At 70.1% G+C, this 26,265-nt stretch carries 29 protein-coding genes; 20 read left to right on the forward strand and 9 right to left on the reverse strand.

The window, feature by feature from the left end; all coding sequences use genetic code 11:
• Positions 1-85 precede the first annotated feature (85 nt).
• From VJ693_RS00470 to VJ693_RS00485, 4 genes are all read left to right on the forward strand, one after another.
• On the forward strand, positions 86-877 hold the full coding sequence (locus tag VJ693_RS00470; protein WP_324151517.1) for a cell division protein FtsQ/DivIB: 792 nt from the start codon (positions 86-88) through the stop codon (positions 875-877).
• Between the two features lie 13 nt (positions 878-890).
• Positions 891-2,123, forward strand: coding sequence for a cell division protein FtsA (gene ftsA, locus VJ693_RS00475; RefSeq protein ID WP_324151490.1), 1,233 nt, complete (start codon positions 891-893; stop codon positions 2,121-2,123).
• A gap of 100 nt (positions 2,124-2,223) precedes the next feature.
• Positions 2,224-3,456: a cell division protein FtsZ gene (gene ftsZ / locus VJ693_RS00480; protein ID WP_324151491.1), complete on the forward strand. Its 1,233-nt coding sequence runs from the start codon at positions 2,224-2,226 to the stop codon at positions 3,454-3,456.
• 190 nt (positions 3,457-3,646) lie between these two features.
• Positions 3,647-5,206 carry a methyl-accepting chemotaxis protein gene (locus tag VJ693_RS00485; RefSeq protein ID WP_324151492.1) on the forward strand — a complete coding sequence of 520 codons (1,560 nt, stop codon included), beginning with the start codon at positions 3,647-3,649 and terminating at the stop codon, positions 5,204-5,206.
• Between the two features lie 12 nt (positions 5,207-5,218).
• Here the strand turns inward: VJ693_RS00485 and VJ693_RS00490 are convergent, their stop codons facing one another.
• From VJ693_RS00490 to VJ693_RS00510, 5 genes are all read right to left on the reverse strand, one after another.
• Entirely contained in the window at positions 5,219-5,557 is a 339-nt protein-coding gene (locus VJ693_RS00490; protein ID WP_324151493.1) for a YkgJ family cysteine cluster protein, read from the reverse strand.
• Positions 5,558-5,632: 75 nt separating this feature from the next.
• Positions 5,633-7,144 (reverse strand): bifunctional serine/threonine-protein kinase/universal stress protein, encoded by a 1,512-nt coding sequence (locus VJ693_RS00495; RefSeq protein WP_324151494.1) that lies wholly within the window; start codon positions 7,142-7,144, stop codon positions 5,633-5,635.
• The gene (locus VJ693_RS00500) at positions 7,144-7,887 is read right to left on the reverse strand and encodes a metallophosphoesterase family protein (protein ID WP_324151495.1); all 744 of its coding nucleotides are present in this window, start codon (positions 7,885-7,887) and stop codon (positions 7,144-7,146) included. The genes VJ693_RS00495 and VJ693_RS00500 overlap by 1 nt, the downstream gene beginning before the upstream one ends.
• 58 nt (positions 7,888-7,945) lie before the next feature.
• A complete protein-coding gene (argF, locus tag VJ693_RS00505) occupies positions 7,946-8,908 on the reverse strand; it encodes an ornithine carbamoyltransferase (RefSeq protein WP_324151496.1) in 963 nt (320 codons plus the stop codon).
• Complete coding sequence (locus VJ693_RS00510; protein ID WP_324151497.1) at positions 8,905-10,104, reverse strand: aspartate aminotransferase family protein; 1,200 nt, start codon at positions 10,102-10,104, stop codon at positions 8,905-8,907. Before VJ693_RS00510 ends, argF begins: the two co-directional genes overlap by 4 nt.
• Before the next feature lie 291 nt (positions 10,105-10,395).
• Here VJ693_RS00510 and VJ693_RS00515 point away from each other — a divergent pair, with 291 nt between their 5' ends.
• Positions 10,396-10,719 (forward strand): DUF3579 domain-containing protein, encoded by a 324-nt coding sequence (locus tag VJ693_RS00515; protein ID WP_324151498.1) that lies wholly within the window; start codon positions 10,396-10,398, stop codon positions 10,717-10,719.
• A 47-nt stretch (positions 10,720-10,766) separates the two neighbouring features.
• On the opposite strand, the gene rpsT is transcribed toward VJ693_RS00515, so the two are convergent.
• Entirely contained in the window at positions 10,767-11,063 is a 297-nt protein-coding gene (gene rpsT, locus VJ693_RS00520; protein WP_324151499.1) for a 30S ribosomal protein S20, read from the reverse strand.
• A 169-nt stretch (positions 11,064-11,232) separates the two neighbouring features.
• Here rpsT and murJ point away from each other — a divergent pair, with 169 nt between their 5' ends.
• The 9 genes from murJ to VJ693_RS00565 all read left to right on the forward strand — a co-directional run bounded on the left by murJ (position 11,233) and on the right by VJ693_RS00565 (position 20,182).
• Positions 11,233-12,789, forward strand: coding sequence for a murein biosynthesis integral membrane protein MurJ (murJ, locus tag VJ693_RS00525; RefSeq protein WP_324151500.1), 1,557 nt, complete (start codon positions 11,233-11,235; stop codon positions 12,787-12,789).
• Between the two features lie 65 nt (positions 12,790-12,854).
• Positions 12,855-13,724, forward strand: a complete 870-nt coding sequence (locus VJ693_RS00530; protein WP_324151501.1) for a SirB1 family protein — start codon at positions 12,855-12,857, stop codon at positions 13,722-13,724.
• Positions 13,725-13,805: 81 nt separating this feature from the next.
• Positions 13,806-14,867 carry an AI-2E family transporter gene (locus tag VJ693_RS00535; RefSeq protein WP_324151502.1) on the forward strand — a complete coding sequence of 354 codons (1,062 nt, stop codon included), beginning with the start codon at positions 13,806-13,808 and terminating at the stop codon, positions 14,865-14,867.
• Positions 14,864-15,538, forward strand: coding sequence for a DnaA regulatory inactivator Hda (hda, locus tag VJ693_RS00540; protein WP_324151503.1), 675 nt, complete (start codon positions 14,864-14,866; stop codon positions 15,536-15,538). The genes VJ693_RS00535 and hda overlap by 4 nt, the downstream gene beginning before the upstream one ends.
• The gene (locus VJ693_RS00545) at positions 15,535-16,209 is read left to right on the forward strand and encodes an HAD-IB family hydrolase (RefSeq protein WP_324151504.1); all 675 of its coding nucleotides are present in this window, start codon (positions 15,535-15,537) and stop codon (positions 16,207-16,209) included. The genes hda and VJ693_RS00545 overlap by 4 nt, the downstream gene beginning before the upstream one ends.
• Positions 16,206-17,828: a polynucleotide adenylyltransferase PcnB gene (pcnB, locus tag VJ693_RS00550; RefSeq protein WP_324151505.1), complete on the forward strand. Its 1,623-nt coding sequence runs from the start codon at positions 16,206-16,208 to the stop codon at positions 17,826-17,828. The genes VJ693_RS00545 and pcnB overlap by 4 nt, the downstream gene beginning before the upstream one ends.
• Positions 17,829-17,831: 3 nt before the next feature.
• Positions 17,832-18,338 (forward strand): 2-amino-4-hydroxy-6-hydroxymethyldihydropteridine diphosphokinase, encoded by a 507-nt coding sequence (gene folK / locus VJ693_RS00555; RefSeq protein WP_324151518.1) that lies wholly within the window; start codon positions 17,832-17,834, stop codon positions 18,336-18,338.
• Between the two features lie 173 nt (positions 18,339-18,511).
• Complete coding sequence (locus VJ693_RS00560) at positions 18,512-19,159, forward strand: DUF47 domain-containing protein (RefSeq protein ID WP_324151506.1); 648 nt, start codon at positions 18,512-18,514, stop codon at positions 19,157-19,159.
• Between the two features lie 12 nt (positions 19,160-19,171).
• Positions 19,172-20,182 carry an anion permease gene (locus VJ693_RS00565; RefSeq protein WP_324151507.1) on the forward strand — a complete coding sequence of 337 codons (1,011 nt, stop codon included), beginning with the start codon at positions 19,172-19,174 and terminating at the stop codon, positions 20,180-20,182.
• Positions 20,183-20,211: 29 nt separating this feature from the next.
• Here VJ693_RS00565 and VJ693_RS00570 read toward each other — a convergent pair whose 3' ends face one another.
• Both VJ693_RS00570 and VJ693_RS00575 read right to left on the reverse strand, forming a co-directional pair.
• Positions 20,212-20,652 (reverse strand): NINE protein, encoded by a 441-nt coding sequence (locus VJ693_RS00570; protein WP_324151508.1) that lies wholly within the window; start codon positions 20,650-20,652, stop codon positions 20,212-20,214.
• A 3-nt stretch (positions 20,653-20,655) separates the two neighbouring features.
• Positions 20,656-21,195, reverse strand: a complete 540-nt coding sequence (locus tag VJ693_RS00575) for a GNAT family N-acetyltransferase (RefSeq protein WP_324151509.1) — start codon at positions 21,193-21,195, stop codon at positions 20,656-20,658.
• 232 nt (positions 21,196-21,427) lie between these two features.
• Between VJ693_RS00575 and rpsP the strand changes: the two genes are divergently transcribed.
• The 6 genes from rpsP (at position 21,428) to VJ693_RS00605 (ending at position 25,435) form a co-directional block, all read left to right on the forward strand.
• On the forward strand, positions 21,428-21,679 hold the full coding sequence (rpsP, locus tag VJ693_RS00580; RefSeq protein ID WP_324151510.1) for a 30S ribosomal protein S16: 252 nt from the start codon (positions 21,428-21,430) through the stop codon (positions 21,677-21,679).
• Positions 21,680-21,742: 63 nt separating this feature from the next.
• Complete coding sequence (gene rimM, locus VJ693_RS00585; RefSeq protein ID WP_324151511.1) at positions 21,743-22,333, forward strand: ribosome maturation factor RimM; 591 nt, start codon at positions 21,743-21,745, stop codon at positions 22,331-22,333.
• Positions 22,334-22,352: 19 nt separating this feature from the next.
• Positions 22,353-23,123, forward strand: coding sequence for a tRNA (guanosine(37)-N1)-methyltransferase TrmD (trmD, locus tag VJ693_RS00590; RefSeq protein ID WP_324151512.1), 771 nt, complete (start codon positions 22,353-22,355; stop codon positions 23,121-23,123).
• Between the two features lie 129 nt (positions 23,124-23,252).
• Positions 23,253-23,606, forward strand: a complete 354-nt coding sequence (rplS, locus tag VJ693_RS00595; protein ID WP_324151513.1) for a 50S ribosomal protein L19 — start codon at positions 23,253-23,255, stop codon at positions 23,604-23,606.
• 76 nt (positions 23,607-23,682) lie between these two features.
• On the forward strand, positions 23,683-24,414 hold the full coding sequence (locus VJ693_RS00600; protein WP_324151514.1) for a CoA pyrophosphatase: 732 nt from the start codon (positions 23,683-23,685) through the stop codon (positions 24,412-24,414).
• A gap of 31 nt (positions 24,415-24,445) precedes the next feature.
• Positions 24,446-25,435: a CobD/CbiB family protein gene (locus VJ693_RS00605; RefSeq protein ID WP_324151515.1), complete on the forward strand. Its 990-nt coding sequence runs from the start codon at positions 24,446-24,448 to the stop codon at positions 25,433-25,435.
• On the opposite strand, the gene rsgA is transcribed toward VJ693_RS00605, so the two are convergent.
• Positions 25,432-26,265 (reverse strand): ribosome small subunit-dependent GTPase A (rsgA, locus tag VJ693_RS00610; RefSeq protein ID WP_324151516.1); only part of this gene is annotated, 834 nt, incomplete at its 5' end. The two genes, VJ693_RS00605 and rsgA, sit on opposite strands and share 4 nt — an antisense overlap.

Consider the following 26,265-nt stretch of genomic DNA (forward strand, 5'->3'; position numbering starts at 1 on the left):
ACGAGCAGCTTTGCCTGCACCTGCTGGCCGGCGCGACGCTCGACTCGATCGTCAGCCAGCGCGTCGGGAAGGAGCCGTGAACGAGATGGCCGCCGCCGCCAGCAGCCTGCCGCCCGACGTGCGCATGATGAACGCCACCGCGCTGGCGATCGTCGTGCTCGCCGGCGTGGTGCTGCTCGCCGCCGGCGCGGCCTGGGTCGCGCGCCAGCCGGCCTTCGCGTTCAAGGCGATCCGGCTCGAAGGCGAGGTCACCCGCAACAGCGCGGCGACGATCCGCGCCAACGCCGCGCCGCGCCTGGCGGGCAACTACTTCACGCTCGACCTGCAGGCCGCGCGCCGCGCGTTCGAGGCGGTGCCCTGGGTCCGGCGCGTGGTCGTCCAGCGCGTGTTCCCGAACCGGCTGGTGGTGCGCATGGAAGAGCACCACCCGGTCGCGGTGTGGAAGGGCGACGAGGGCAATGACCGGCTGGTCAACTCCTACGGCGAGGTCTTCGAGGCCAACCTGGGCGACATCGACGACGACAACCTGCCCGAGTTCGCCGGCGAGGACGATGCCGCCGCGGCCGCGATCCTGGCGATGTACCGCCGCCTGTTGCCGGTGTTCAAACCGCTGGACGTGGCGCCGGCGCGCGTCGCGCTGTCGGGACGCGGCTCGTGGCAGATCGAGCTGGACAACGGGGCCGAGCTCGAGCTCGGGCGCGGCAGCGACGAGGAGGTGCTGGCCCGCACGGCGCGCTTCGTCCGCACGGTCACCCAGGTGGCCACGCGCCAGCGCCGCAACTGGGACCACGCCGACCTGCGCCATGCCGACGGCTACGCCCTTCGGCTGAAGGGCCCGCTCGCGCCGGCCGCGGCGAGCGACACCACGACGGATTGAGAGAAACACATCGATGGCCAAGGAATACAAGGATCTCGTTGTCGGGCTCGACATCGGCACCGCCAAGGTGATGGTGGTGGTGGCCGAGGTCATGCCCGGCGGCGAGCTGCGCGTGGCGGGGCTGGGCGTGGCCAGCTCGCACGGCCTGAAGCGCGGCGTGGTGGTCAACATCGACGCCACGGTGCAGTCGATCCAGCAGGCGCTGAAGGAGGCCGAGATGATGGCCGCCTGCAAGATCGAGCGCGTCTACACCGGCATCACCGGCAGCCACATCCGTGGCCAGAACTCCACCGGCATGGTGATCGTGCGCGACAACCGCGAAGTCACGCCGCACGACGTGGCGCGCGTGATCGAGACCGCCAAGGCGATCAACATCCCGAACGACCAGCGGCTGCTGCTGGTCGAATCGCAGGAGTTCGTGATCGACGGCCACGAGGTGAAAGAGCCGATCGGCATGAGCGGCAGCCGGCTCGAGGTCAAGGTGCACATCGCCACCGGCGCGCAGAGCGCAGCCGAGAACATCCTCAAGTGCGTGCGCCGCTGCGGGCTGGAGGTCGAGCAGCTGTGCCTGTCGCCCACCGCCTCGGCCGCGGCCGTGCTGACCGACGACGAGAAGGATCTCGGCGTCGCGGTGGTCGACATCGGTGCCGGCACGACCGACGTGGCGATCTTCACCGGCGGCTCGATCCGACACACGGCCGTGATTCCCATCGCCGGCGACCTGATCACCAGCGACATCGCGATGGCGCTGCGCACGCCGACCAAGGACGCGGAAGAGATCAAGGTCGAGTACGGCGTGGCCAAGCAGCTGCTGGCCGACCCGAGCGAGCAGGTCGAGGTGCCGGGCCTGGGCGACCGCGTGCCGCGCATGCTCAGCCGCCAGGCCCTGGCCGGCGTGATCGAGCCGCGGGTCGAAGAGATCTATTCGCTGGTGCACCAGGTGATCCGCGATTCGGGCTACGAGGAGCTGCTGTCCTCGGGCATCGTGATCACCGGCGGCACGGCGGTGATGCCGGGCATGGTCGAGCTCGGGGAGGACATCTTCCTCAAGCCGGTCCGCAAGGGCCTGCCGACCTATTCCGGCGCCTTGTTCGACATGGTGGCGAACCCGCGTTCGGCCACTGTGATGGGCCTGCTGGAGGAGGCGAGGCTGGCGCACACGCGCGGCTTCAAGGCGCAGCAGCAGGCGGGTTCGGTGAAGACGATGTTCGGCAAGGCCAAGGACTGGCTGCTGGGCAACTTCTAGGGTTTCAAGGCGGAGAACGAAGAGCCCCGATCACGGGGCCGGGTTCTGAAGTTCAACGTTAGTACGTACGGCAACTGCAACACAGACGACGGAGGTTCATATGGCCATCGAGATGATCGAGGAATTCGACCAAGGCACGCAGATCAAGGTGATCGGCGTCGGGGGTGGTGGCGGCAATGCCGTCGAGCACATGATTTCGCAAGGCGTGCAGGGCGTGGAGTTCATCTGCGCCAACACCGATGCGCAGGCACTGAACCGCAGCGCCGCGGCGCAGCTGGTGCAGCTGGGCTCGACGGGCCTGGGCGCCGGCTCCAAGCCCGACGTCGGCAAGGCCGCGGCCGAAGAGGCGGTGGACCGCATCCGCCAGGCGATCGACGGGGCGCACATGCTGTTCATCACCGCCGGCATGGGCGGCGGCACCGGCACCGGCGCGGCACCGGTGATTGCCCGGGTCGCGAAGGAGATGGGCATCCTGACCGTCGGCGTGGTCACCAAGCCCTTCGATTTCGAAGGCGGCCGGCGCGGCAAGCAGGCCGATGCCGGGGTCTGCGAGCTGGAGGCCAACGTCGACTCGCTGATCGTCGTGCTCAACGAGAAGCTGCTGGAAGTGCTGGGCGACGACGTCACCCAGGATCAGGCCTTCGCGCATGCCAACGACGTGCTGAAGAACGCCGTCGGCGGCATCAGCGACATCATCCACATCCCCGGCCTGGTCAACGTCGACTTCGAGGACGTGAAGACGGTGATGAGCGAGCCCGGCAAGGCGATGATGGGCACGGCCATGGCCGGCGGCCCGGACCGCGCCCACAAGGCGGCCGAGGCGGCCGTCGCCTGCCCGCTGCTGGAGGGCATCGACCTGTCCGGCGCGCGTGGCGTGCTGGTGCTGATCGCCGCCGCGCGCTCGACCTTCAAGCTGGCCGAGAGCAAGAACGCGATGAACACGATCCGCCGCTACGCCGCGGACGATGCCCATGTGATCTACGGCACCGCCTACGACGATTCGCTGGGCGACCAGCTGCGCGTGACGGTGATCGCCACCGGCCTGTCGTCGGCCCGCCGTGCGCAGGCGCCGCTGACGGTGGTGCAGACGCAACCGGCCCTGCGCACCGGCACCGACAACCTGCCGCTGCTGAACAACCCGGTCGGCAGCGCCGCGCCGATCGGCGCCGCGCACGCCGCGCCCGCCATGCCGCAGCAGGACTACAGCCAGCTCGCCACCCCGAGCGTCTGGCGCACCGGCCGGACGCAGGCGGCGGCCAAGGTCGAGGCGCTCAGCTCGAACGGCATGGACGAGATCGAGATCCCGGCCTTCCTGCGCAAGCAGGCGGACTGATCGACAAAGAGAACCGACGTCGTTGGATGGGGCGGGCCGCGTGCAGCGGCCTGCCCCTTTTTGCTTCATGGCAAGGCCCTCCGGCCCGAGGGCAAGCTCCCTTTGATGCGCATCAGCCCCGCTGCATGCCGGCGTGAAGCCGCTCGCGGCGCAGCCGATAGCAGTGGCATTCCGTCAGACAGGGAGCCCCATGAACATCATCGCCAACCTGAGCCTGCGGCTGCGGCTAGGTCTCGGCTTCGGCGGCCTGCTGGTCGTCGTCCTTGCCATCGTCGGCCTGTCGATGGTCCAGCTCGGCGAGGTCGGCCGCCGCGTCGACACGATCGTCACGCGGGACTGGGCCAAGGCCGGCGCGACCAGCCGGATCACCACCGTGACCCGCGCCAATGCGCGGCGCACGATGGAGCTGTTCTTCGCCGACACGCCCGACCAGGGCGAGCGCATCCGCCAGCGCATCGGCGAGAACAAGCGCATCGTCGACGAGGCGCTGGCGACCCTGGACGAACTTGTCGGCGAGCCTGATGCGAGGGCGCAGCTCGTGCGCGTGAAGGCGCTTCGGGCCGCCTACGTGGCCTCCTTCGGCGAGGTGGCCCGGCTGCTGTCCGCCGGCCAGCGCGACGAGGCCACGCAGCTGTTGCAGCGCCAGATGCTGCCGGCGATCGACGCCTTGCAGGCCGAGGTGGACGCGCTGGACCGACTGCAGAACCAGCGCGCGATCGACAGCGGTGCCGCGGTGATCCGAAACGTCGATTCGATGCGCCTGGAGCTCGCCGCGACGGCGCTGGCCTGCGTCGTGATCGGCATGGCGGTGTCCTGGGCGCTGGCCCGCTCGATCAGCCGCCCGATCGGGCGCGCGGTGGCGGTGGCCGAGGCCGTGGCCGACGGCGACCTCGGCTCGACGATCGAGGCCACGACCAGCGACGAGACCGGCCGCCTGCTGCGCGCGCTGCGCCGCATGAACGACAGCCTGGCCCGGGTCGTCGGGCAGGTGCGCGAGGGCTCGGAAGGCATCGCGACCGGATCGTCGCAGATCGCCACCGGCACCGCGGACCTGTCGCAGCGCACCGAGGAACAGGCCGCGAACCTGCAGCAGACGGCCGCGTCGATGGAGCAGCTGGCCGGCACCGTGCGGCAGAACGCCGAATCGGCTGGCGCCGCCTGCATGGTCGCCGCGCGCACCTGCGAGGCCGCGGCGCGCAGCGGCCAGGTGGTCGGCCAGGTCGTCGATACGATGGACCAGATGGCCGCCTCCAGCCGCGAGATCAGCGAGATCGTCGGCGTCATCGAAGGCATCGCCTTCCAGACCAACATCCTGGCCCTGAATGCCTCGGTCGAGGCGGCCCGGGCCGGCGAGCACGGCCGCGGCTTCGCGGTCGTCGCCGACGAGGTGCGCAACCTGGCGCAGCGCAGTGCCAGCTCGGCACGGCAGATCAAGACCCTGATCCAGGCCAGCGTCGAACGCATCGAGACGGGCCACGGCCTGGCGCGCCAGGCCGGGCAGGCGATGGCAGGCGTGGTCGACCAGGTGCACGAGGTCAGCACGCTGGTCGGCCAGATCAGCACCGCGGCACACGAGCAGACGCGGGGCATCGAGCAGGTCAACACCGCGGTGACGCAACTCGACCAGGTCACGCAGCAGAACGCTGCCCTGGTCGAGGAAAGCGCCGCGGCGTCCGACAGCCTGCGCGAGCAGGCCGGCCGGCTGGTCGACGCGGTGCGCGTCTTCCGGCTCGCCCCGGCGGCAGCCTGAGGGTCCCGGCGCTCAGGCCGGCAGTGGCGGCAGGCCGTGGCGCGCGCGGGCCCGCGCGCAGGCCGTGTCGCCCCGGCCCAGGGGCGCGAGCATGCCGAACTCGCGGCACGGCGCCGGGCGCCACTCGTAGATGCCGCAGCGGGCATCGGTGCCGACGCGGCCCGTGAGCGCCGCGCAGCGCGGCTGCGCATGGTCGGTGCCACGCATGCGGCAGGTCTGGTCAGTCACGTCCACCGCCAGGCCGTCGGGCACGCAGCCGCCCGCGCTGGCCAGCTCGTCGCGCGCGAAGTCGACGCGAAAGCTCGCGCAGCAGGCGCCGCAACGGACGCAGGGGTTGTCGGCGGCGGGCATCAGGCCGCGACGGGCCGCCCCACGCGGCCTGATTTCCCCGGGGGACCGGCGCGAAGCGGCGCAGGCGGCGGCATTTCAGGCCTTCTCGTCGGCGACGGCTGCGGCCTCGGCGGCCTCGGCGGCTTCGGCGGCGCGCACGACCGTGACCGTGCAATCGGATTCGGCCACCACCTGCGACGACACGCTGCCCAGGTAACGCCGCAGCGCCGAGTTGCCGCGCGCGCCCATCACGATGTGGTCGATCTGGTTGCGGCGCGAGAAGTCGACGATCGCCGCGGCCGGGTCCGGCGCTTCGAGTACGTGGAAGGTCAGCCGCCCCTCGTCGAGGTTGAGCGCCTTGCTGATCGGCCGAGCCCAGTGCTTCAGCCCGATCAATTGCTTGACGTGCAGGCTCTGGCCCTGCGCGTCGGTCAGTTCGTCCATGCCGATGCGGGCGATGCGCATCACGGCGACGCAGGCCAGGCGCGCCCCCGGCTCGGTCAGCACGATGCGGCGCACGGTTTCGCGCAATTCCTCGAGCAGCCGGCTGCTGCCCGATTCGACGTCGACCGCCGCGAGGATGATCGGGCTCTTCTTGACCTGGTCGCTCGCGGTCTGCGGCCGCACCTCGGGCTCGGAGCCGAGCGCGAAGAACCAGCGCTTGAAGCGCTTGAAGGCGCTCGAGCGCTGCAGCCGCTCGGCCCGTCGGGTGAGCGGGATCTGCAGCGGATCCTGCAGCGCCAGCGACAGCTGGGCCGCGCTCTGGAAGCGGTTCTCGGGCTTGACCTCCAGGCACTTCAGGATGACCTCCTGCAGCCAGGGCGGGCAGTCCGGCCGGATCGCCCGTGGCGGCACCGGATCGAGGTACAGCCGCTTGCGCAGGCCACGCACCGAATCGGGCGCGCCGAAAGGCCGCTCGCCGGTCGTGAAGTGGTAGAGCATCACGCCGAGCGCGAACAGGTCGCTGCGCGGGTCGTTGCGAACGAACTGCACCTGCTCGGGCGACATGTAGGGCCCGGTGCCCATCGGCAGCGTGAACTCCTCGTCGAGCAGGTCGGGCAGGTGGTCGTGGCGTGACAGGCCGAAGTCGACCAGCACCGCCGTGCCGTCGGGCCGGAACAGGATGTTGCTCGGCTTGATGTCCAGGTGAACGACGTGCTGGCGATGCAGCTCGTGCAGCGCGGCGGCCACGCGCGAGCCGATCTCGACGACCTCGTCCAGCGCCAGCGGCGCCTCGTCCAGGCGCGGGCGCAGCGAAGGGCCCGGGATGTGCTCCATCACGATGTAGGGCTGGCGCGTGAAGTCGCCCTTGGCGATGAACCTGGGCACATGGGGGCCCGAGAGCATCGGCATGATCATGCGCTCGACCTCGAAGCCGACGATCGTGGCCGGGTCCTCGCCGCCCTTGATGCGCGGCACCTTCATGATCAGCGGGATGTCGTTCGGCACCGCCTGGCCATCGGGCGCCAGGCGGGTGACGCGCCACAGCGTGGCCATGCCGCCGCGGTGCAGCAGTTCCTCGAGGCGGAAGTGGTCGATCACCTGCCCGGCCGCGAGTGTTTGCGGCATCGCGGTCGAGCCGGGGCTGAAGTAGGAATTGCTCTCCATCACTCGCCGCGCGCGAGCCGGTCGGCCAGGGCCGGCGGCAGGCCGGCGCGACGGATCTTGTCGGCGGCCGCCTCGTGGTCGTAGGGCACCCGGTGGTAGGTGAGCATCTGCTCTGCCACGTCGATGATCGCGTAGCAGGCGGCCGGGTTGCCGTCGCGCGGTTGGCCGACCGAGCCGGGGATCACCAGCCACTGCCGGTGCGGCGGCACCGGGATCGGCACGCCCGGCGTCGGCACGAAGTCGCCCGCCTTGCCGGTGCCGGACAGGTGGAACAGCTTGGGTTCGTGCATGTGGCCGCAGAAGGTGTACTGGCAGGGCGTGGCGTGCAGGCTGCGCACCGCCTCGATCCGGCCCTGGATGTACTCCCACTCGGCCGGTGCGAAGGCGTTGGCGTGCACGAAGAGCATGTTGCCGTCGGTGCAGGACAGCGGCAAGCCGCGCAAGAAGGTCAGTTGCCGCTCGTCAAGCTGGGCGTGGGTCCACTCGATCACACGGCGCGCGTCGAGCCGCATCGTCGGCGAAGGGCCCTGGGCCACCCCAGCGTCGTGGTTGCCGCCGACGGCGATCGCACCCTGCTCGATATAGGCCATCACGGTGTCGACGACCCAGGCCGGGTCGGCACCGTAGCCGACGTAGTCGCCCAGGAAGGCGTAGCGATCCGCGCCCTCGGCGCGGGCATGGTCCAGCACCGCCTGCACGGCCTCGCGGTTGGCGTGCAGGTCGGTGATCAATGCGAGCTTCATGACGGCTCTTGTCTCCTGCCGCGAGCATGCGGCGCCGGCCTGACGGCAGGCTGATGCGTCATCCTATGCGGCCCAGCAGCAGGTACTCCATCAGGGCCTTTTGCACGTGCATGCGGTTCTCCGCCTCGTCCCACACCACCGACTGCGGCCCGTCGATCACCTCGGCCGTGACCTCCTCGCCGCGGTGCGCCGGCAGGCAGTGCATGAACAGGGCATCGGGCTGCGCCGCGGCCATCATGTCGGCGTCGACGCACCAGTCGGCAAAGGCTTTCAGGCGCGTCTCGTTCTCGGCCTCGTAGCCCATGCTGGTCCAGACGTCGGTGGTCACGAGGTGCGCGCCGCGGCAGGCTTCCTTCGGGTCTTTGAAGACCTTGTAGCAGCCGGTGTCGGCGATGCCGGCCACCTTCGGGTCGACCTCGTAGCCGCTCGGCGTGCTGACGTGCACCGTGAAGCCGAGGATCTCGGCCGCCTGCAGCCAGGTGTTGGCCATGTTGTTGCCGTCGCCGACCCAGGCGACGACCTTGCCTTTCAGGCAGTCCATGTCGAAGCCGCGCGCGTGCACCGGCGCGCGGTGCTCGAGGTAGGTGAACAGGTCGGCCAGGATCTGGCAGGGGTGGTACTCGTTGGTCAGGCCGTTGATCACCGGCACCCGCGAGTACGCGGCGAAGCGCTCGATCTTGGTCTGCTCGAAGGTGCGGATCATCACGATGTCGACCATGCGGCTGATGACGCGGGCCGAATCCTCGATCGGCTCGGCGCGGCCGAGCTGGCTGTCGCCGGTGGTCAGGTGCACCACCGAGCCGCCCATCTGGTACATACCGGCCTCGAAGCTGACGCGGGTGCGCGTGCTGGCCTTCTCGAAGATCATCGCCAACGTGCGGTCGACCAGCGGCTGGTACTTCTCGTAGTTCTTGAAGCGCTGCTTGATCACGCGTGCGCGCTCGAACAGGTAGGCGTATTCCTCGGCGCGGAAGTCCTTGAATTGCAGGTAGTGCTTCATCAATGAGTACCCGGGTTTCATGGGGCAGGGAGCGGTTCGGCGAGAAAGGCCTTCACCAGCGGCGCGAGCAGGGCGACGATCTCGTCCGCCTCGGCGGTGGTCAGGATCAGCGGCGGCACCAGGCGGATCACGCTGTCGGCGGTCACCGACAGCAGCAGGCCGGCTTCCATCGCGCGGCCGAGCAGCACGCCGCACGGCCGGTCGAGCTCGATGCCCAGCATCAGGCCGGCGCCGCGCACTTCCTTCACGCCGGACTCGCCGGCGAAAGCCTGCTCCAGCGCGGCCTTCAGGTGGGCGCCGACCCGCGCTGCGTTGTCCAGCAGCCCGTCGGCCTGCATGATCTCGAGCGTCTCGATGCCGGCGCGCATCGCCAGCGGGTTGCCGCCGAAGGTGGTGCCGTGGTTGCCGGGGCCGAGGACGTTCTTCGCCTTCTCGCCGACCACGATCGCGCCCACCGGCACGCCCGAGCCCAGCCCCTTGGCCAGCGGCATCACGTCCGGCTCGATGCCGGCCCATTGGTGCGCGAACCACTTGCCGGTGCGGCCGATGCCGCATTGCACCTCGTCGAGCATCAGCAGCCAGCCGCGCTCGTCGCACAGCGCCCGCAGCGCGCGCAGGTAGTCCCAGCGCGCCGGGTTGATGCCGCCTTCGCCCTGGATGGTCTCGAGGAAGACGGCGACCACGTTGGGGTTCGTGTCGGCGATCGCCTGCACGCTGGCGATGTCGTTCAGCGGCACCCGCACGAAACCTTCGACCAGCGGCTCGAAGCCGGCCTGCACCTTGGGATTGCCGGTGGCCGACAGCGTCGCGATCGAGCGGCCGTGGAAGGCCTTCTCGAAGACGATCACCTCGGGCCGGGCTATGCCCCTGTCGTGGCCGAACTTGCGCGCGATCTTCAGGGCGCCCTCGTTGGCCTCGAGGCCGGAGTTGCAGAAGAACACCGCTTCCAGCCCCGACAGTTCGCACAGCTTGGCGGCCAGGCGCTCTTGCAGCGGGTTCTCGTAGTAGTTCGAGCAGTGGATCAGCCGGGCGACCTGCTCCTGCAGCGCGGGCACCAGCTTCGGGTGCGCATGGCCGAGCGTGTTGACCGCGATGCCGCCCAGGCCGTCGAGGTAACGCTTGCCGTTCGTGTCCCAGACACGGCAACCCTGGCCGTGCGACAGGGCGATCGGCAAACGCCCGTAGGTGTTCATCACATGGGGCATCGAGGCGGTCATGGGGCGAGGGCTCCTGTCGGCGGCGCAAATGAGAAGGGCCGGCCGCGTCAGCTCCATCACGCGCCAGCCCTCGGCCGATTCTAAGGCGAGCGTGTCAAACGACCGAGATCGGCCGCGGGCTGCTGAGGGTCACCGCCACTGGGCGGCTGGCACATGCTGCGGCGCAGCAAGTCCAAGGCACAATAGCTGCTTCGCTTGACGCCAGCAGCGTTGGTCGCGGTGGCCGCGGTGGCGTCAGTGCCCCGCCAGCTTTCGCCCGTACAACGCCTGGTTCCGCGAGCGTTGCGCACGATGACCGTTTCCAAACCCCGCCAAGTCTTCATCCAGGGTGTGACCCTGGAAGGCCGGACCTTCCGCCCCAGCGATTGGGCCGAGCGCCTGGCCGGCGCGATGTCATCGTTCCGCCCGGGCGGCATGGTCGGTGGGCCCGGCGCCCACATCGGCTACTCGCCCTATTGCGTGCCGCGCGTGATCAACGGCGTGAAGTGCGTGATCGTCAACGAAGCGCTGCGCGACATCGAGCCGATGGCGTGGGACTTCGTGATGAACTTCGCCCGCGACAACGGGCTGCAGGTGGCCGACGCCTGCCTGCTGCCGGACAAGCCGGAGAAATGAAAAAGGGCCCTTGCGGGCCCTTCGTCATTCCACCTGGAAGAAGGTCTTCAGGCGGCCAGCGCCTTGACCTTGGCCGACAGGCGGCTCTTGTGGCGAGCGGCCTTGTTCTTGTGGAACAGGCCCTTGTCGGCGATCGAGTCGATCACGCTCTGGGCGGTCTTGAACAGCTCGGTCGCCTTGCTCTTGTCGCCGGCGGCAACCGCCTTCAGAACGCTCTTGATCGAGGTGCGGAACTTCGAACGCAGCGACGAATTGGCGGCGTTCAGCTTGACGTCTTGGCGGGCGCGCTTGCGGCCCGAGGCCAGGCGCACGGTGCGCTTCTTGGCTTTGGAAGAGGTGGCCATGGGTGTAGTGGGTTTTCCAGGTGGGAAAAGACCGTCGAGTATAGCAGTTTCCCGAAGTGCCAGGCAAGGCGCTGCCCGGCCTGCCAGCTCGGCGCTGGGGGCGGCTGGCTACAATCCGCCGCCTTTGCCGTCCTCCTGCCGGGCCCTTCATCGCGGCGCCGGTTTCTGCATGAACCTCCTGAAGGCCGCGTCGACGGTATCGCTCTGGACCTTGCTGTCGCGCGTGACCGGCCTGGTGCGCGACCAGCTCATCGCCGCCAGTTTCGGCGCCGGCGCGCTGACCGACGCCTTCAACGTCGCCTTCCGCATCCCGAATCTGCTGCGGCGCCTGTTCGCCGAAGGCGCGTTCTCGTCGGCCTTCGTCCCGATCCTTGCCGCTACTCGGGCCACCGACGGCGACGATGCCACGCGCCGGCTGGTCGACGCGGTCGCCACCGTGCTGGTCGCCGCGCTGCTGCTGACCTGCGTGCTGGGCGTGGTGGGTGCGCCGATCGTCGTCTGGCTGTTCGGCGCCGGCCTGCAGGAACTGGGGCTGGCCGTCGTGATGACGCGCTGGATGTTCCCCTACATCGGCTTCATGTCGCTCGTCGCGCTGTCGGCCGGCATCCTGAACACCTGGCGCCGCTTCGCGCTGCCGGCGGCAACGCCGGTGCTGCTGAACATCGCCGTGATCGGCGCGGCGCTGTTCCTCGCGCCGTGGCTGGAACAGCATCACATCCGGCCGATCCACGCGCTGTCGGCCGGGGTGATGATCGGTGGCGCACTGCAGCTGGCGATCCAGATCCCCGCGCTGCGCGGCATCGGCTGCCTGCCGCACATCGGTTTTGGCCCGGCCGCTTGGCGGCGGGCCTGGGCGCACCCGGGCGTGCATCGCCTGCTGACCCAGATGGCGCCGGCGCTGCTGGGCGTGTCGGTGGCGCAGCTGTCGCTGCTGATCAACACCCAGATCGCCTCGCACCTGGGGCCGGGGGCCGTCTCCTGGCTGTTCTTCGCCGACCGCCTGATGGAATTCCCGACCGCGCTGCTGGGTGTCGCGCTGGGCGTCGTGCTGATTCCGGGGCTGTCGGCCAAGCGGGCGCAGAACGACGACGCCGGCTATTCGGCCCAGCTCGACTGGGGGCTGCGGCTGGTCGTGCTGCTGGCCTTGCCGTTCGCGGTGGCGATGGGGTTGTTCGCCAAGCCGCTGGTCGCGGTGCTGTTCCACTACGGCAAGTTCAGCGTCGAGGCGGTCGAGATGACGGTGCTGGCGCTGCGCGGCTACGGCTGCGGCCTGCTGGGCATCATCGGCGTGAAGGTGCTGGCGCCCGGCTTCTTTGCCCAGCAGGATCTGCGCACGCCGGTGCGCATCGCGGTCGTCGTGCTGGTCTGCACGCAATTGATGAACCTGGCCTTCGTGCCATGGCTGGGCCATGCCGGCCTCGCGCTGTCGATCGGCCTGGGCGCGCTGATCAACGCCGGCTGGCTGTTGTGGGGCCTGCGCCGTCAGGGCCACTACCGGCCGGCGCCCGGCTGGGCCGGCTTCGTGGCCCGCGTGCTGCCGGCCAACGTGGCGCTGGGCGGTGGCCTGGCCTTCGCCTCGATGCAGCTCGACTGGCTCGCGCTGCAGGCCCAGCCCGGTTTGCGCGTGGCCTGGCTTGCCGGCGTCATCGCCGTGGCCGTGCTGGGTTACTTCGGGCTGCTGGCGCTGGCCGGCCTGCGTTTGCGCCAGTTCGTCCGCCGCGGCTGAAGCGCCCCCGGATCGAGGGGCGTCGGCCGCTGCCGCATGGTGGCAAAAGTCCTACACTTGAGACCATGAGCCTGCCGCTGCGCCTCGATGCGCCCAGCCCGCTGGAGTATTTTGCGTCGCTGGTGGCCGAGGACGAGCACTTCGCCTTGCTGGAGGCCGCGGTCTCGCTCGGCCAGGATGCCGACCCGAGCCTGGACCCGCAGGCAGTGATCGACGAGATCGAGGCCCTCGGCGACCGGCTCCGGCGCCGCCTGCCGGCCGATGCCAGCGCGATGCACCGGTTGCGCACGCTGAACCGCTATTTCTTCCGCGAACTGGGCTTCGCCGGCAACGTCAACGATTACTACGACGCCGCCAACAGCTACCTGCACCAGGTGCTGGCGAGCCGCCGCGGCATCCCGATCTCGCTGGCGCTGCTCTACATCGAGCTGGCCGGCCACGCCGGGCTGACGGCGCGCGGTGTGTCCTTCCCCGGCCATTTCCTCGTCAAGCTGCGGCTGCCGCACGGCGAGGCGGTGATGGATCCCTTCAACGGCCGCTCGCTCTCGCGCGAAGAACTCGAGGAGCGGCTGGAGCCTTTGCGCCGCAAGCAGGGCTTGGTCGGCGACTTCGAGGTGCCGCTGGGGCTTTTCCTGCAGTCGGCCACGCCGCGCGACATCCTCGCCCGCATGCTGCGCAACCTGAAGTCCATCCACCAGCAGGCCGAGGATTTCACCAGCCTGCTGTCGGTCCAGCACCGTCTGGTCTGCCTGCTGCCCGATGCCTGGGACGAGCGGCGCGACCGCGGCCTGACGCTGGCCGAGCTCGGCCAGCCCGACGCGGCCGCCGACGACCTGGTGGCCTACCTGGCGCACGAGCCGGACGCGGCCGATGCCGAGCCGATGCGCCGCATGCTGGCCGAGCTGCGTGACAGCCCGCGACCGCTGCTGCACTGAACGGCCTGTGTGGCGGCACCTAAAATCCGCCGTTTTCAGTTTCCTGCTGCACTGCCGGGCGACCCTCGCCGCGGCTGACCCATGACCTTGACCCCCGCCCAGCGCCAAACCCTGAGCTGGCTGTTGATCGCGGCCGCCGCCCTGGCCATCGTGTGGGCGCTGGCGCCGGTGCTGATGCCCTTCCTGCTCGGCGCGAGCCTGGCCTACGCGCTGCACCCGGCCGTCGAGCGCATGGCCGCGCGCCGTGTGCCGCGCGTGCTGGCCGTGTCGCTCGTGGTGCTGGCCGCGGTGCTGGGCGTGCTGGCGCTGGCGCTGCTGGTCGTGCCCATCCTGGCCAAGGAGCTGCCGCTGCTGAAGGAGCAGATCCCGCTGCTGGCCGACCGCCTGAACCAGCACCTCTCGCCCTGGCTGGCCCAGTTCGGCATCAACGTCTCGCTCGACGTGGCCGGCATCAAGGCGATGGTGCTCCAGGGGTTGGACGGCAACCTGGAAGACTGGATCGCCGCGGCGCTGAGCTCGGCGCGCATCGGCGGCAGCATCCTGCTCGCGCTGCTGGGCAACGCGGTGTTGGTCCCGGCGGTGCTGTTCTACCTGCTGCTGGATTGGCCGCAGCTGACCGCGCGCAGCCTGTCGCTGGTGCCGCCGCGGCACCGCCCGCAGGTCGACGCCTTCCTCGCCGAGTGCGATGCGGTCCTCGGCCAGTACCTGCGCGGCCAGGCGCTGGTGATGCTGATCCTGGCCGTCTACTACGCGCTGGCGCTGGCGGTCGCCGGCTTCGAGCTGGCTCTGCCGGTGGGGGTGTTCACCGGCCTCGCGATCTTCATTCCCTACCTGGGCTTCGGCCTCGGCCTGGTGCTGGCGCTGCTGGCCGGCGTGCTGCAGTTCGCCGGCTGGTATGGCGTCGCGGCGGTCGCGGTGGTCTATGGCATCGGGCAGCTGCTCGAGAGCTTCGTCCTGACGCCGCGCCTGGTCGGCGAGCGCATCGGGCTGCCGCCGCTGGCGGTGATCTTCGCGCTGCTGGCCTGCGGCCACCTGTTCGGCTTCGTCGGCGTGCTGATCGCGCTGCCGCTGTCGGCCGTGGCGCTCGTGGCGGGCCGGCGCGTGACGGCCGCCTACCTCGGCAGCGGGTTGTACCGTCCATGAAGCAGATTCCGCTGCCGATCGGCGTCGAGGCCGAACCGGGTTTCGACAATTTCGTCATCGGCGAGAACGCCGCGGCGCTGGACGCACTGCGCCGCCTGGCCGTGCCGTCGCCGCCGATCTACCTCTGGGGCCCGGCCGGTGCCGGCAAGACGCATCTGCTGGCAGCCCTGGCGCGGCAGCTGCGCGGTGAGGGCGCCCGCGTCGGCTGGTTCGATGCCACGACCCCGCTGCCCTGGACCTTCGACGAAGGCTGGTGGCTGATCGTGATCGACGATGCCGATCGCCTCGACGCGGCCCGCCAGCATGCGGCCTTCGCGCTGTTCGTCGAGGCGACGACGCACGGGGTGCAGGTGGCCGCCGCCGGCCGCTTCCCGCCGGTGGACCTGCCGGTGCGAGACGACCTGCGCACCCGGCTCGGCTGGGGCCAGGTGCATGCGATCAAGCCACTGAGCGAGGCCGGCACCCGTGCCGCCTTGCGCCGCGAAGCCGACCGGCGCGGCATCTTCCTGTCTGACGAGGTGATGGACTACCTGCTGACCCGTTTCGCCCGCGACCTGGGCTCGCTGATGGCGCTGCTGGCCCAGCTCGACCGCTTCTCGCTCGCCGAGCGCCGCGCGGTGACCGTGCCGCTGCTGAAGAAGATGATGAGCGAAGAGGGGACGGGCCCATGAAGCTGGCCCTGTTCGACCTCGACGGCACGCTGCTGCCCACGGATTCCGACCACGCGTTCGGCGAATACATGGTCGCCATCGGCTGGGTCGATGCCGGCACCTGGCGCGCGCGCAATGACGGCTTCTACGCCCAGTACCAGGCCGGCACGCTGGATCTGGCGGAGTACCTGGAGTTCGCGACATCGGCCTGGCGCGACCGCCCGGTCGCCGAGGCCGAAGCGGCGCGCGAGCGTTTCATGCGCGAGGTGATCGGCCCGCAGCTTCGCGCCGCCGCCCGGGCGCTGGTGGCCGGGCACCTCGATGCCGGCGACCTCGTGGTGGTGGTCACCGCGACCAACGAGTTCGTCACCCGGCCGATCGCCAGCGCCTTCGGTGTCGAGCAACTGCTGGCGGTCGAGCTCGAGCGCGACGACAATGGCCGGGTCACCGGCCGCTCGCGGGGCGTGCCGACCTTCCGCGAGGGCAAGGTCACCCGCGTCGAGGCCTGGCTCGCGGCGCAAGGGCGCCAATGGGCCGATTTCGACGACGTGCTGTTCTACAGCGATTCGACCAACGACCTGCCCCTGCTCGAGCGGGTGCGCACGCCGATCGCGACCAACCCGACGCCGGCCCTCGAGGCCATCGCGCGCGAGCGCGGCTGGCGCATCCTCAGACTCTTCGAGACTTCATGATTCGCAAATTCATCGACAAGCTGCTGGGCAAGCAGCCCGCCGCCGGCGGCGCGCGGGCCCAGGCGGGCCGCATCCCGCTCGGCAAACGGGCCGAGGTGCCGGCTGCCGAGCACGGCATCGACCCGAGCCTGCTCGACGAGCGGGCGGTGCGCGTCGTCACGACGCTGCAGGACGCCGGCTACGAGGCCTACATCGTCGGCGGCGCGGTGCGCGACCTGCTGGTCGGCCGCCGCCCGAAGGACTTCGACGTCGCGACCAACGCCACGCCCGAGCAGGTCAAGGCGCAGTTCCGCCGCGCCTTCATCATCGGCCGCCGCTTTCGCATCGTCCACGTGATCCACGGCCGGGGCCGCGACCACGAGGTGATCGAGGTCTCGACCTTCCGCGCCTACATGGACGCCGCCGCCGCCGAGCAGGTCGAGGGCAACGAGAAGACCTCGAAGGACGAGATGGCCGGCAAGAGCCACGTGGTCGATGCCAGCGGACGCGTGCTGCGCGACAACGTCTGGGGCCCGCAGATCGAGGATGCGGCGCGGCGCGACTTCACCGTCAACGCGATGTACTACGACCCGCGCAGCCAGGTCGTCATCGACTACCACCACGGCCTGAAGGACGCGAAGGCGCAGACGCTGCGCATGATCGGCGACCCCGAGACGCGCTACCGCGAGGATCCGGTGCGCATCGTCCGCGTGATCCGCTTTGCCGCCAAGCTCGGCTTCACGATCGAGCCGAAGACGCTCAAGCCGCTGAAGAGCATGGCGGCGCTGCTGGCCAACGTGCCGGCCTCGCGCCTGTTCGACGAGATGATCAAGTTGCTGCAGACCGGCCACGCGCTGGCGAGCCTGGCCGAGCTGAAGCGGCATGGGCTGGACCGCGGCGTGTTCCCGGTGCTGGAGGCCGTGCTGGCGAATACGCCCGAGGGCAGCACGCGCGAGCGTTTCGTGCACCTGGCGCTGGCCGACACCGACCGACGTGTCGCCGAAGGCAAGGCGGTGGCGCCGAGCTTCATGCTGGCCTGCATGCTGTGGCACGACGTCGAGGTGAAGTGGAGCGCGCTGCGCGCCGAAGGCGAGCACCCGATGCCGGCGCTGTCTCAGGCGGTCGACGCGGTGTTCGACGCGCGCATAGGCGACATCTCCGGCCGCGGCAAGCTGGCCACCGACATGCGCGAGATCTGGCTGATGCAGCCGCGATTCGAGCGCCGCAGCGGCAGCTCGCCGTATTCGCTGGTCGAGCAGCCGCGTTTCCGCGCCGGTTTCGACTTCCTGCGCCTGCGTGCGGACGCCGGCGAAATCCCGGTCGAGCTGGCCGAGTGGTGGGAAGACTTCTCGCTCGGTGACGATGCCGAGCGCGAGGCGCTGATCGAGGCCGTGCGCGAGACGAGCCGGCCCCGGCGGGGCGGGGCGCCCAAGCGGGCCTCGGCGGCGCCCGTGGCTGTCGGCGAGCCGGCGGCCGAGGTGGCCGCAGCGTCCGACATGCCCGAAGAGGCGCCGGGCATGGCGGACGCCTCCGAAGCGGGCGAGGCCCCGCGCAAGCGCCGCCGCCGACGCCGCAAGCCAGCCGTCGCGCGCACGGCCGACGGCCTGCCGCCGCCGTTCTCGCCCGGCCACGACGCCTGAGCGCTGGAGGGGGCCGGAATGAGCACCGTGCGTGCGTATGTGGGGTTGGGCGCCAACCTGGGGGACGCGCGCGCCCAGGTCGAAGCCGCGTTCGAGGCGCTGGCCGCCACGCCGGGCGTGCAGGGCGCGCGTCGCTCGTCGCTCTACCGCAGCGCGCCGGTCGATGCCGGCGGGCCGGACTACGTCAACGCCGTGGCGGCGATCGACACGACGCTGGCGCCGCGCGACCTGCTGCGCGTGCTGCAGGCGATCGAGGCGCGCTTCGGCCGCGAGCGCCCCTACCCGAACGCGCCGCGCACGCTGGACCTGGACCTGCTGCTGCATGGCGACACGCGTCTGGCCGACCCCAAGCTGACCCTGCCGCACCCGCGGCTGCACCTGCGCGCCTTCGTGCTGCAGCCGCTGGCCGAGCTCGTGCCGGCGCTGGTCGTGCCCGGCCTCGGGCCGCTGGCCGGTCTGCTGCCCGCGGTCGCCGGCCAGGCCATCGAGCGGCTTTCCGACCGGCCATGAACGCTGAGCTCGCTGCCGATCTCCGTCCAGGCCTGGTGGGCGCCGTCTATTTCATCTTCCGGAACTGAAGGCGACAGCCCGGCTGCCTACAATCGCGCCCCGGACCCACCGATGACGCTTCGGTGACAGAACTGTGAAGGCGCGCAGACCCGCGCCACCACGAGGAGACCCGAATGCTTTTCGGCAAACTGTTGCCCAGGGATGGCAACTTCTTCGAGCTGTTCAACCAGCACGGCAAGTACATCGCAGAGGGCGCGCGCGCCTTCATGTCGATGCTCCAGTACTACAGCACGGCCGACTTGCGCGAGAAGTACGCGAGCGAAGTCGATGCCGCCGAGCGCGGTGCCGACAAGGTGACCGCTGAGGTCAACCGCCTGCTGCATCGCACCTTCATCACGCCGATCGACCGCGAGCAGATCCACGGCCTGATCAACGCGATGGACGACATCCTCGACCTGCTGCAGGACTCGAGCGAAGTGATGGCGCTGTACGACGTGCAGCACGTGACGGAAGACGTGATCCGCCTGGGCGAGATATCGGTCAAGTGCGCCGAGCGCGTGCAGCACGCGGTGTCGCTGTTGCCGCGCCTGAGCCAGGCCGAGGTCTCCGAGGCGGCGATCAAGACCTGCGAGGAGATCGATCGCCTCGAGTCCGACGCCGATCGCGTGATGCGCAGCGCGATGTCGCGCCTGTTCCGCGAAGAAGAAAACACCCGCGAACTGATCAAGCTGAAGGCGATCTACGAGCACCTGGAATCGATCTCGGACCGTTGCGAGGACGTGGCCAACCTGATCGAGGGCATCGTCCTCGAGAACTCCTGAGCCCGCCCTGGCATGGAAGCAGTCTCCATCTCGTTCTGGTCTGTCGCGGTGCTGGTGCTCCTGGCTGTCGCGTTCGACTTCATGAACGGTTTCCACGACGCGGCGAACTCGATCGCCACCGTCGTGTCCACCGGCGTGCTCAAGCCGCAGCAGGCGGTGCTCTTTGCGGCGTTCTTCAACGTGGTCGCGATCGCGATCTTTCACTTGAGCGTCGCGAGGACGATCGGCAAGGGCATCGTCGAGCCGGGGGTCGTCGACCACCACGTGGTCTTCGGTGCGCTCGTCGGCGCGATCACCTGGAACGTGATCACCTGGTGGTACGGCATTCCATCATCGAGCTCGCACGCGCTGATCGGCGGGATCGTCGGTGCGGTGATGGCCAAGGCCGGCGGCGCGAAGCTGATCGCCGGCGGCATCCTGAAGACCGTGGCCTTCATCTTCATCTCGCCGATCCTCGGCTTCGTGCTGGGCTCGTTGATGATGGTGCTGGTCGCCTGGGTCTTCCGCCGCACCTCGCCACTTCGCATCGACCGCTGGTTCCGCCGTTTCCAGCTGGTGTCGGCCGGCCTGTATTCGCTCGGCCACGGCGGCAACGACGCGCAGAAGACCATCGGCATCATCTGGATGCTGCTGGTCGCGGCCGGCTACACGGCGGCCGAGGCAACCTCGCCGCCCAGCTGGGTGATCTGGGCCTGCTATGTGGCGATCGGCATGGGCACGATGTTCGGCGGTTGGCGCATCGTCAAGACCATGGGCCAGCGCTTGACCAAGCTCAAGCCGGTCGGCGGCTTCTGCGCCGAGACCGGTGGCGCGATGACGCTGTTCCTGGCCACGGCGCTGGGCGTGCCGGTGTCGACGACCCACACGATCACCGGTGCCATCCTCGGCGTGGGCTCGGTGCGCAGCGCTTCGACCGTGCGCTGGGGCCTGGCGAGCAACATCGTCTGGGCCTGGATCTTCACGATCCCGGCCTCGGCCTTCGTGGCTGGCGCCTTCTACTGGCTCAGCCTGGTGCTGTACTGACCCGACGCGCCCGGCGCTTCGGCGCCGACTCAGCGCCCGGCGTCAGCGCCCGCTTGCCGCTGCTCCCACTCGAAGAACTTCTGGCCGCCGAAGGCGATGGTGCCCATCAGCACCGCGCCGCCGACCATCAGGGCGGTGATCACGCCAAGCACCGGCCCCCAGCCGCTCGCGACGGGCGGCTCGCCCGGTGCGCCGTGGCGGGCGGCCCAGCGCTCGTCCGGCGTCAGCCCGATCACGATCGCGCTGAGCATCGCGACCGACAGCGACAGCCCGAGCAGCGGGATCAGGGCCCACGACAGCATGTCGTCCTGCCCGAGCTGGCGCATGCGCCAGACGCCGACCAGGCCGACCAGGGTGGGCGGCCAGAAGGCCCAGGCCCAGGGGTCGCGCGGGCCGCGCATATAAAGCCGGTGCACGCCCAACCCGCCGCCGAGCACCGCCAGCCAGGTGGCCAGGGTCTTCGATTTCATCGGCTAAGCCTCGGCGGGCTCGCGGTCGCCCAGGCCGAGCGCGCGCTGCATGATCACCACATCGAGCCAGCGATCGAACTTCCAGCCGACGCTCTTCATCACGCCGGTCAGCTCGAAGCCAAGGCGCCGGTGCACGCCGATCGAGCCGGCGTTGTCGCTGTCGCCGATCACCGCCATCATCTGGCGCGCACCGGCCGCTTCGCAGCGCGCCATCAACTCGGCCAGCAGCAGCGTGCCCAGGCCCTGGCCGCGCGCATGGCGGTGCAGGTAGATCGAATCCTCGACGCAGAAGCGGTAGGCCAGGCGGGGCCGAAAGTGATTGGCGTAGGCATAGCCCAGCACCTGGCCGTCGACCTCGGCGACCAGCCACGGCAGGCCCTTGGCGAGCACGTCGTCGCGGCGGCGCGCCATCTCGGCCTCGCCCGGCGGCTCGAGCTCGAAGGTGCCGGTGCCGGTGAGCGTGGCGTCGCCGTAGATGGCGGCGATGGCGGGCAGGTCGTCGGCCGTGCTGGGCCGGATCAGGGTGCGGGCGGAAGCTGGCATGGGTGCGGGTGGGGCAGGGGGCGTTGGCCGCATCGGCAGTAACCGCCTATAATCTCATGTTTCGGCCACGGTCGAGCTCGCACGGTCGATCCATGGTCGACCACCGGGCGCGGCGTATCTACGGGGCCGGAGTGTGCCGCGGCCAAGCATGATGGCTTCGCGGCAAGCAGGCCGGCCGGCCCGGATGTGTCTCCCGGGCCCGGTGGTCGAACAACTTTCCAAGGAACGACAAATGGTCGTGATTCGTCTGTCTCGTGGTGGCGCCAAGAAGCGCCCGTTCTACAACATCGTCGTGGCTGACTCGCGCGAGCGCCGTGACGGCCGCTTCATCGAGCGCGTCGGTTTCTACAACCCGGTGGCCGGTGAAGGTGAAGAAGGCCTGCGCGTCGTGCAGGACCGCGTGACCTACTGGGCCGGCGTCGGCGCCCAGCTGTCGCCCACCGTCCAGCGCCTGGTCGACACGGCCAAGGCCAAGGCGGCCTGAGGCCACGGCGATCGCCGTTGAGCCACGCCAGTCGTCGGGGTGGGCGCCGTGTCGCAGCTCGGGATGAGCGCTGACGTCGACGACACCCCGGCCTGGCCCGATGATGCGGTCGAGGTCGGCCGCATTGTCGACGCTTGGGGCATCCAGGGCGGGATCAAGGTCCAGCCCTTCTCGTCCGACCCGCAGGCGCTGTTCTCCTCCCGTCGCTGGTTCCTGAAGCCGCCGGCCGGCCCGGCGCCGAAGACGGCTGCCACCGTGCCGCCGAGGCTGCTGAAGATCACCGAAGCGCGCGAACAGGGCGCGCTGGTCGTGGCCCGTGCGCAGGAGGTGTCCGACCGCAACGCCGCCGAGGCGCTCAAGGGCGCCCGGGTGTTCATCTCGCGCCAGAGCTTCCCGACGGCGAAGGACGGCGAGTACTACTGGATCGATTTGATCGGCCTGGACGTCGTCAACCGCGACGGCGCGCTGCTCGGCACGGTCAGCGACCTGATCGACACCGGCGTGCACTGTGTGCTGCGCGTGCCGCGCCCCGACGCGCCGCCCGATGCCAAGCCCGACGAGGCCGAGCGGCTGATCCCCTTCGTCGACGCCTACGTCGATGCCGTCGATCTGGCCGCCCGACGCATCACCGTCGACTGGGGCCTGGATTACTGACGCGACGACGCCACTGCCCGTGCGCTTCGACGTCATCACGCTGTTTCCCGAGCTGTTTGCGCCCTTCCTGACGCAGGGCGTGACGCGGCGTGCATACGAATCGGGCCAGGTCAACGTCCGGTTCTGGCCGCTGCGCGACTTTGCCGAAGACAACTACCGCCGGGTCGATGACCGGCCTTACGGCGGCGGACCCGGCATGGTGATGCTGGCCGAGCCCCTGGAGCGCGCGTTGGCCGCGGTGCGTGCCGCGCGGCCGGAGCCGGGCCTGTTGATCCACTTCAGCCCGACCGGCCGTCGCATCGACCAGGCCCTGCTGCGCGAAATGGCGGCCGGGCCGGGCGCGATCCTGCTGTGCGGGCGCTACGAAGGCGTCGACCAGCGTTTCCTCGACCGCCATGCCGACCTCGAGCTGAGCCTGGGCGATTTCGTGCTGTCCGGCGGCGAGATCCCGGCCCTGGCGCTGCTCGACGGCGTCGCCCGGCTGCAGGAGGGCGTGTTGGCCGACCCGCGCTCGCACGAGCAGGACAGCTTCGAGGACGGCCTGCTGGACTGCCCGCACTACAGCCGGCCCGAGATGCTGGCCACGCCCGAGGGCCCATTGCCGGTGCCGCCGGTGCTGCTGTCGGGCCACCATGCGGCGATCGCGCGCTGGCGGCGCGAGCAGTCGCTGGCGCTGACTGCGCGGCGCCGGCCCGACCTGATCGACGCGGCGCGGGCGGCGGGCCGACTGACGAGGGACGACGAGCGCTTCCTTGCGCAGCTGCCGTCGTCGAGTGGCAATCCGCTATAATGATCGGCTTTTCGATCCTCTGCCGGAGACATGACAAGCAGCAGGGGCCCCTCCCTGCTGCGGGCGCTTGAAGCATATGGGCGCTCGGCATTCCAGCAAGCTGCCGGCACGATCCCTTTGGAGAACCCCGTGGACCTGATCCAAACCCTCGAGCAAGAAGAAATTGCTCGCCTGAACAAGACCATCCCGGCCTTCGCGCCCGGCGACACGGTCATCGTCAACGTGAACGTGGTCGAAGGTACGCGCAAGCGCGTGCAGGCCTACGAAGGCGTGGTGATCGCCAAGCGCAACCGCGGCTTGAACTCCAGCTTCATCGTGCGCAAGATCTCCAGCGGCGAAGGCGTCGAGCGGACCTTCCAGCTCTACAGCCCGCTGATCGCCTCGATCGAAGTCAAGCGCCGCGGCGACGTGCGCCGCGCCAAGCTGTACTACCTGCGCGAGCGCTCGGGCAAGTCGGCGCGCATCAAAGAGAAGCTGGCGTAAGCCGAGCTTCTGCTCTGCTCCCCAAGAGAGCCGCCCGCAAGGCGGCTTTTTTGCGCCTGTCGTAAGCTCGGTCGCCATGCCCCCAGACGAGCCGCCCCAGTCCTCCCGCCCCGGCCGCGCGCCGATCCGCGACCCCCACCTGATTCCCGTCGTCCGCCACGACGCCGACCTGCCCGCGGTGGCGCTCGAGCGTCTGCAGCCCGATGCGCTGCGCGCGCGCCTTGCACGGGTCGACGACTGGCAGGCGCCCATCGTCGGGGATGGCGCGCGGGCGGACTGGTTCGGCGACCGCCCGGCGACGGCCGCCTCGGTGCTGGTGCCGCTGGTGCAGCGCCCGGGCGAACTGCACGTGCTGCTGACCCGCCGCACCGACCACCTGCACGACCACGCCGGCCAGATCAGCTTCCCCGGCGGCCGCGCCGAGCCGACCGATGCCGATGCCGTCGCCACGGCACTGCGCGAAGCCGAGGAGGAGGTGGGCCTGAGCCACGGGGTGGTCGAAGTCCTGGGCCACTTGCCGACCTACACCACCGTGACCCGGTTCGTCGTCACGCCGGTCGTCGGCCTGGTCAAGCCCGACTACGTGCTGGCGCTCGACACCTTCGAGGTGGCCGAGGCCTTCGAGGTGCCGCTGCCGTACCTGATGAACCCGGCCCATCACCAGCACCACGAGTTCGAGTTCGGCGGGGCGCGGCGGCACTTTCTCTCGATGCCCTGGCGCCCGGGCCATGGCGACCCGCGCGAATACTTCATCTGGGGCGCGACGGCGGCCATGCTGCGCAACCTCTACCACCTGTTGTCGGAGTGACTGCGCACCCTGCTGGGTATGATCCGCGGCGATGAGTTTCTTCGCCGTCCTCTTCGCGCTGCTGATCGAGCAGGTCAAACCTCTGCCGCGCGACAACTGGGTGCACGATTCGCTGGCCGACTGGGTCGGCTGGACCGGGCGCAATTTCGACGCCGGCAAGCCCCAGCATGCGAAGGTGGTCTGGTTCGTCACGGTGATCGTGCCGGCGCTGGCGGCCTGGGGCGTGCATGCTGCCATCGTGCACTTCAGCGTGCTGGCCGCATTGGCCTTCGATGTCGTGGTCATCTACCTCACGCTGGGCTTTCGCCAGTTCAGCCACTACTTCACCGACATCCGGGACGCGCTGGAGCGTGGTGACGAAGACCAGGCCCGCCGCCTGCTGGCCGAGTGGCGCCATCTCGACGCGAGCGAGCTGCCGCGCACGGAACTGCTGCGCCACGTGCTCGAGCACGCGCTGCTGGCCGCGCACCGGCATGTGTTCGGCGTCTTCTTCTGCTACGTGGTGCTGGCCGCGCTCGGCCTGGGCCCGGCTGGCGCGGTGGCCTACCGCATGGCCGAGTTCGCGAGCCGCTACTGGGCGTTCAGGAGCCGCACCCTCGGCGTGGCGGTCAACGAGAACCTGCGTGACCTGTCGCAGCGCGCCTTCAGCATCATCGATCACGTGCCGGCCCGGCTGACCGCGTTCGGCTTTGCCGTCGTCGGCAACTTCGAGGAGGCGGTGGCCGGCTGGCGGCGCGACGCCGAGCTGTGGAAGCACGCCAACGAGGGCATCATCCTGGCGGCCGCGGCCGGTGCGGTGGGCGTCCAGCTGGGCGGCGGCGCAGCGCCCGGCGTGACGCCGGACCGGTCGAAGACCTTCGCCCAGGGCGGCGATGCCGAAGCCGCCGAGGCGGCCGGCTCCACGCCGGGGCTGCCACCGCAACTGGGGCACCTGGGCAGCGTGGTCGGCCTGGTCTGGCGCTCGGTCGTGCTGTGGATGCTGCTGCTGGCGTTGCTGAAGCTTGCCAACCTGCTCGGTTAGCCTTTGCGCTGGCCCGCTTCCAGCTCGTCCCACAAGCCCTCGTACAGGCGCATCCGCGTGGCGGCGATCTCGCCGCGCTCGGCGGCGGCGCGCACGCCGCAGCCCGGCTCGTGGCGGTGGGTGCAGTTGTAGAAGCGGCACTGGCCCAAGTGCGCACGCAGGTCGGGCATCAGCTCGGCCAGCCGCTGCGGCACGATGTGCATCAGGCCGAATTCCTGGAAGCCGGGCGAATCGAGCAGCGCGGCGCGGCGCGTGTCGTCGAGCCAGTACCAGGTCGTCGTCGTGGTGGTGTGGCGCCCGGCCGAGAGCGCTTGTGAGATCTCGCCGACCTGCGCGTCGGCGCGCGGCACCATCAGGTTGATCAGCGTGCTCTTGCCCATGCCGCTCGCGCCCAGCACCAGGGTCGCCTTGCCGGCCAGCAGCGGCGCGAGCGTCTCTCGCGCCGCTGCCGGGGCGGCCTTCAGCGCCGTCTCGACCACCGGCACGCCCATCGCCCGGTAGGGTGCAAGGCGCTCGCGCGCGAGCGCGGCGGCGGGCAGGTCGGTCTTGTTCAGCAGCAAGGTGCTGGCGATGCCGGCGTCCTCGGCGGCGATCAGCGCCCGGGTCAACTGGCTTTCGCTGAACACCGGCTCGCCGGCCAGCACGACCAGCAGCAGGTCGATGTTGGCGGCAAAGGATTTGGTGCGCCACTCGTCCTGGCGCGACAGCAGGTTGCGGCGCGGCTCCAGCGCCTCGATCACCGCCTCGTCGCCGGCCGCCTGCCAGCGCACGCGGTCACCGACGACGCACTGGCTCTTCTTGCCGCGCGGGTGGGCGATCAGGCGCCGGCC

The organism is Ideonella sp., from assembly GCF_035254525.1.
GTDB lineage: Bacteria > Pseudomonadota > Gammaproteobacteria > Burkholderiales > Burkholderiaceae_C > Ideonella.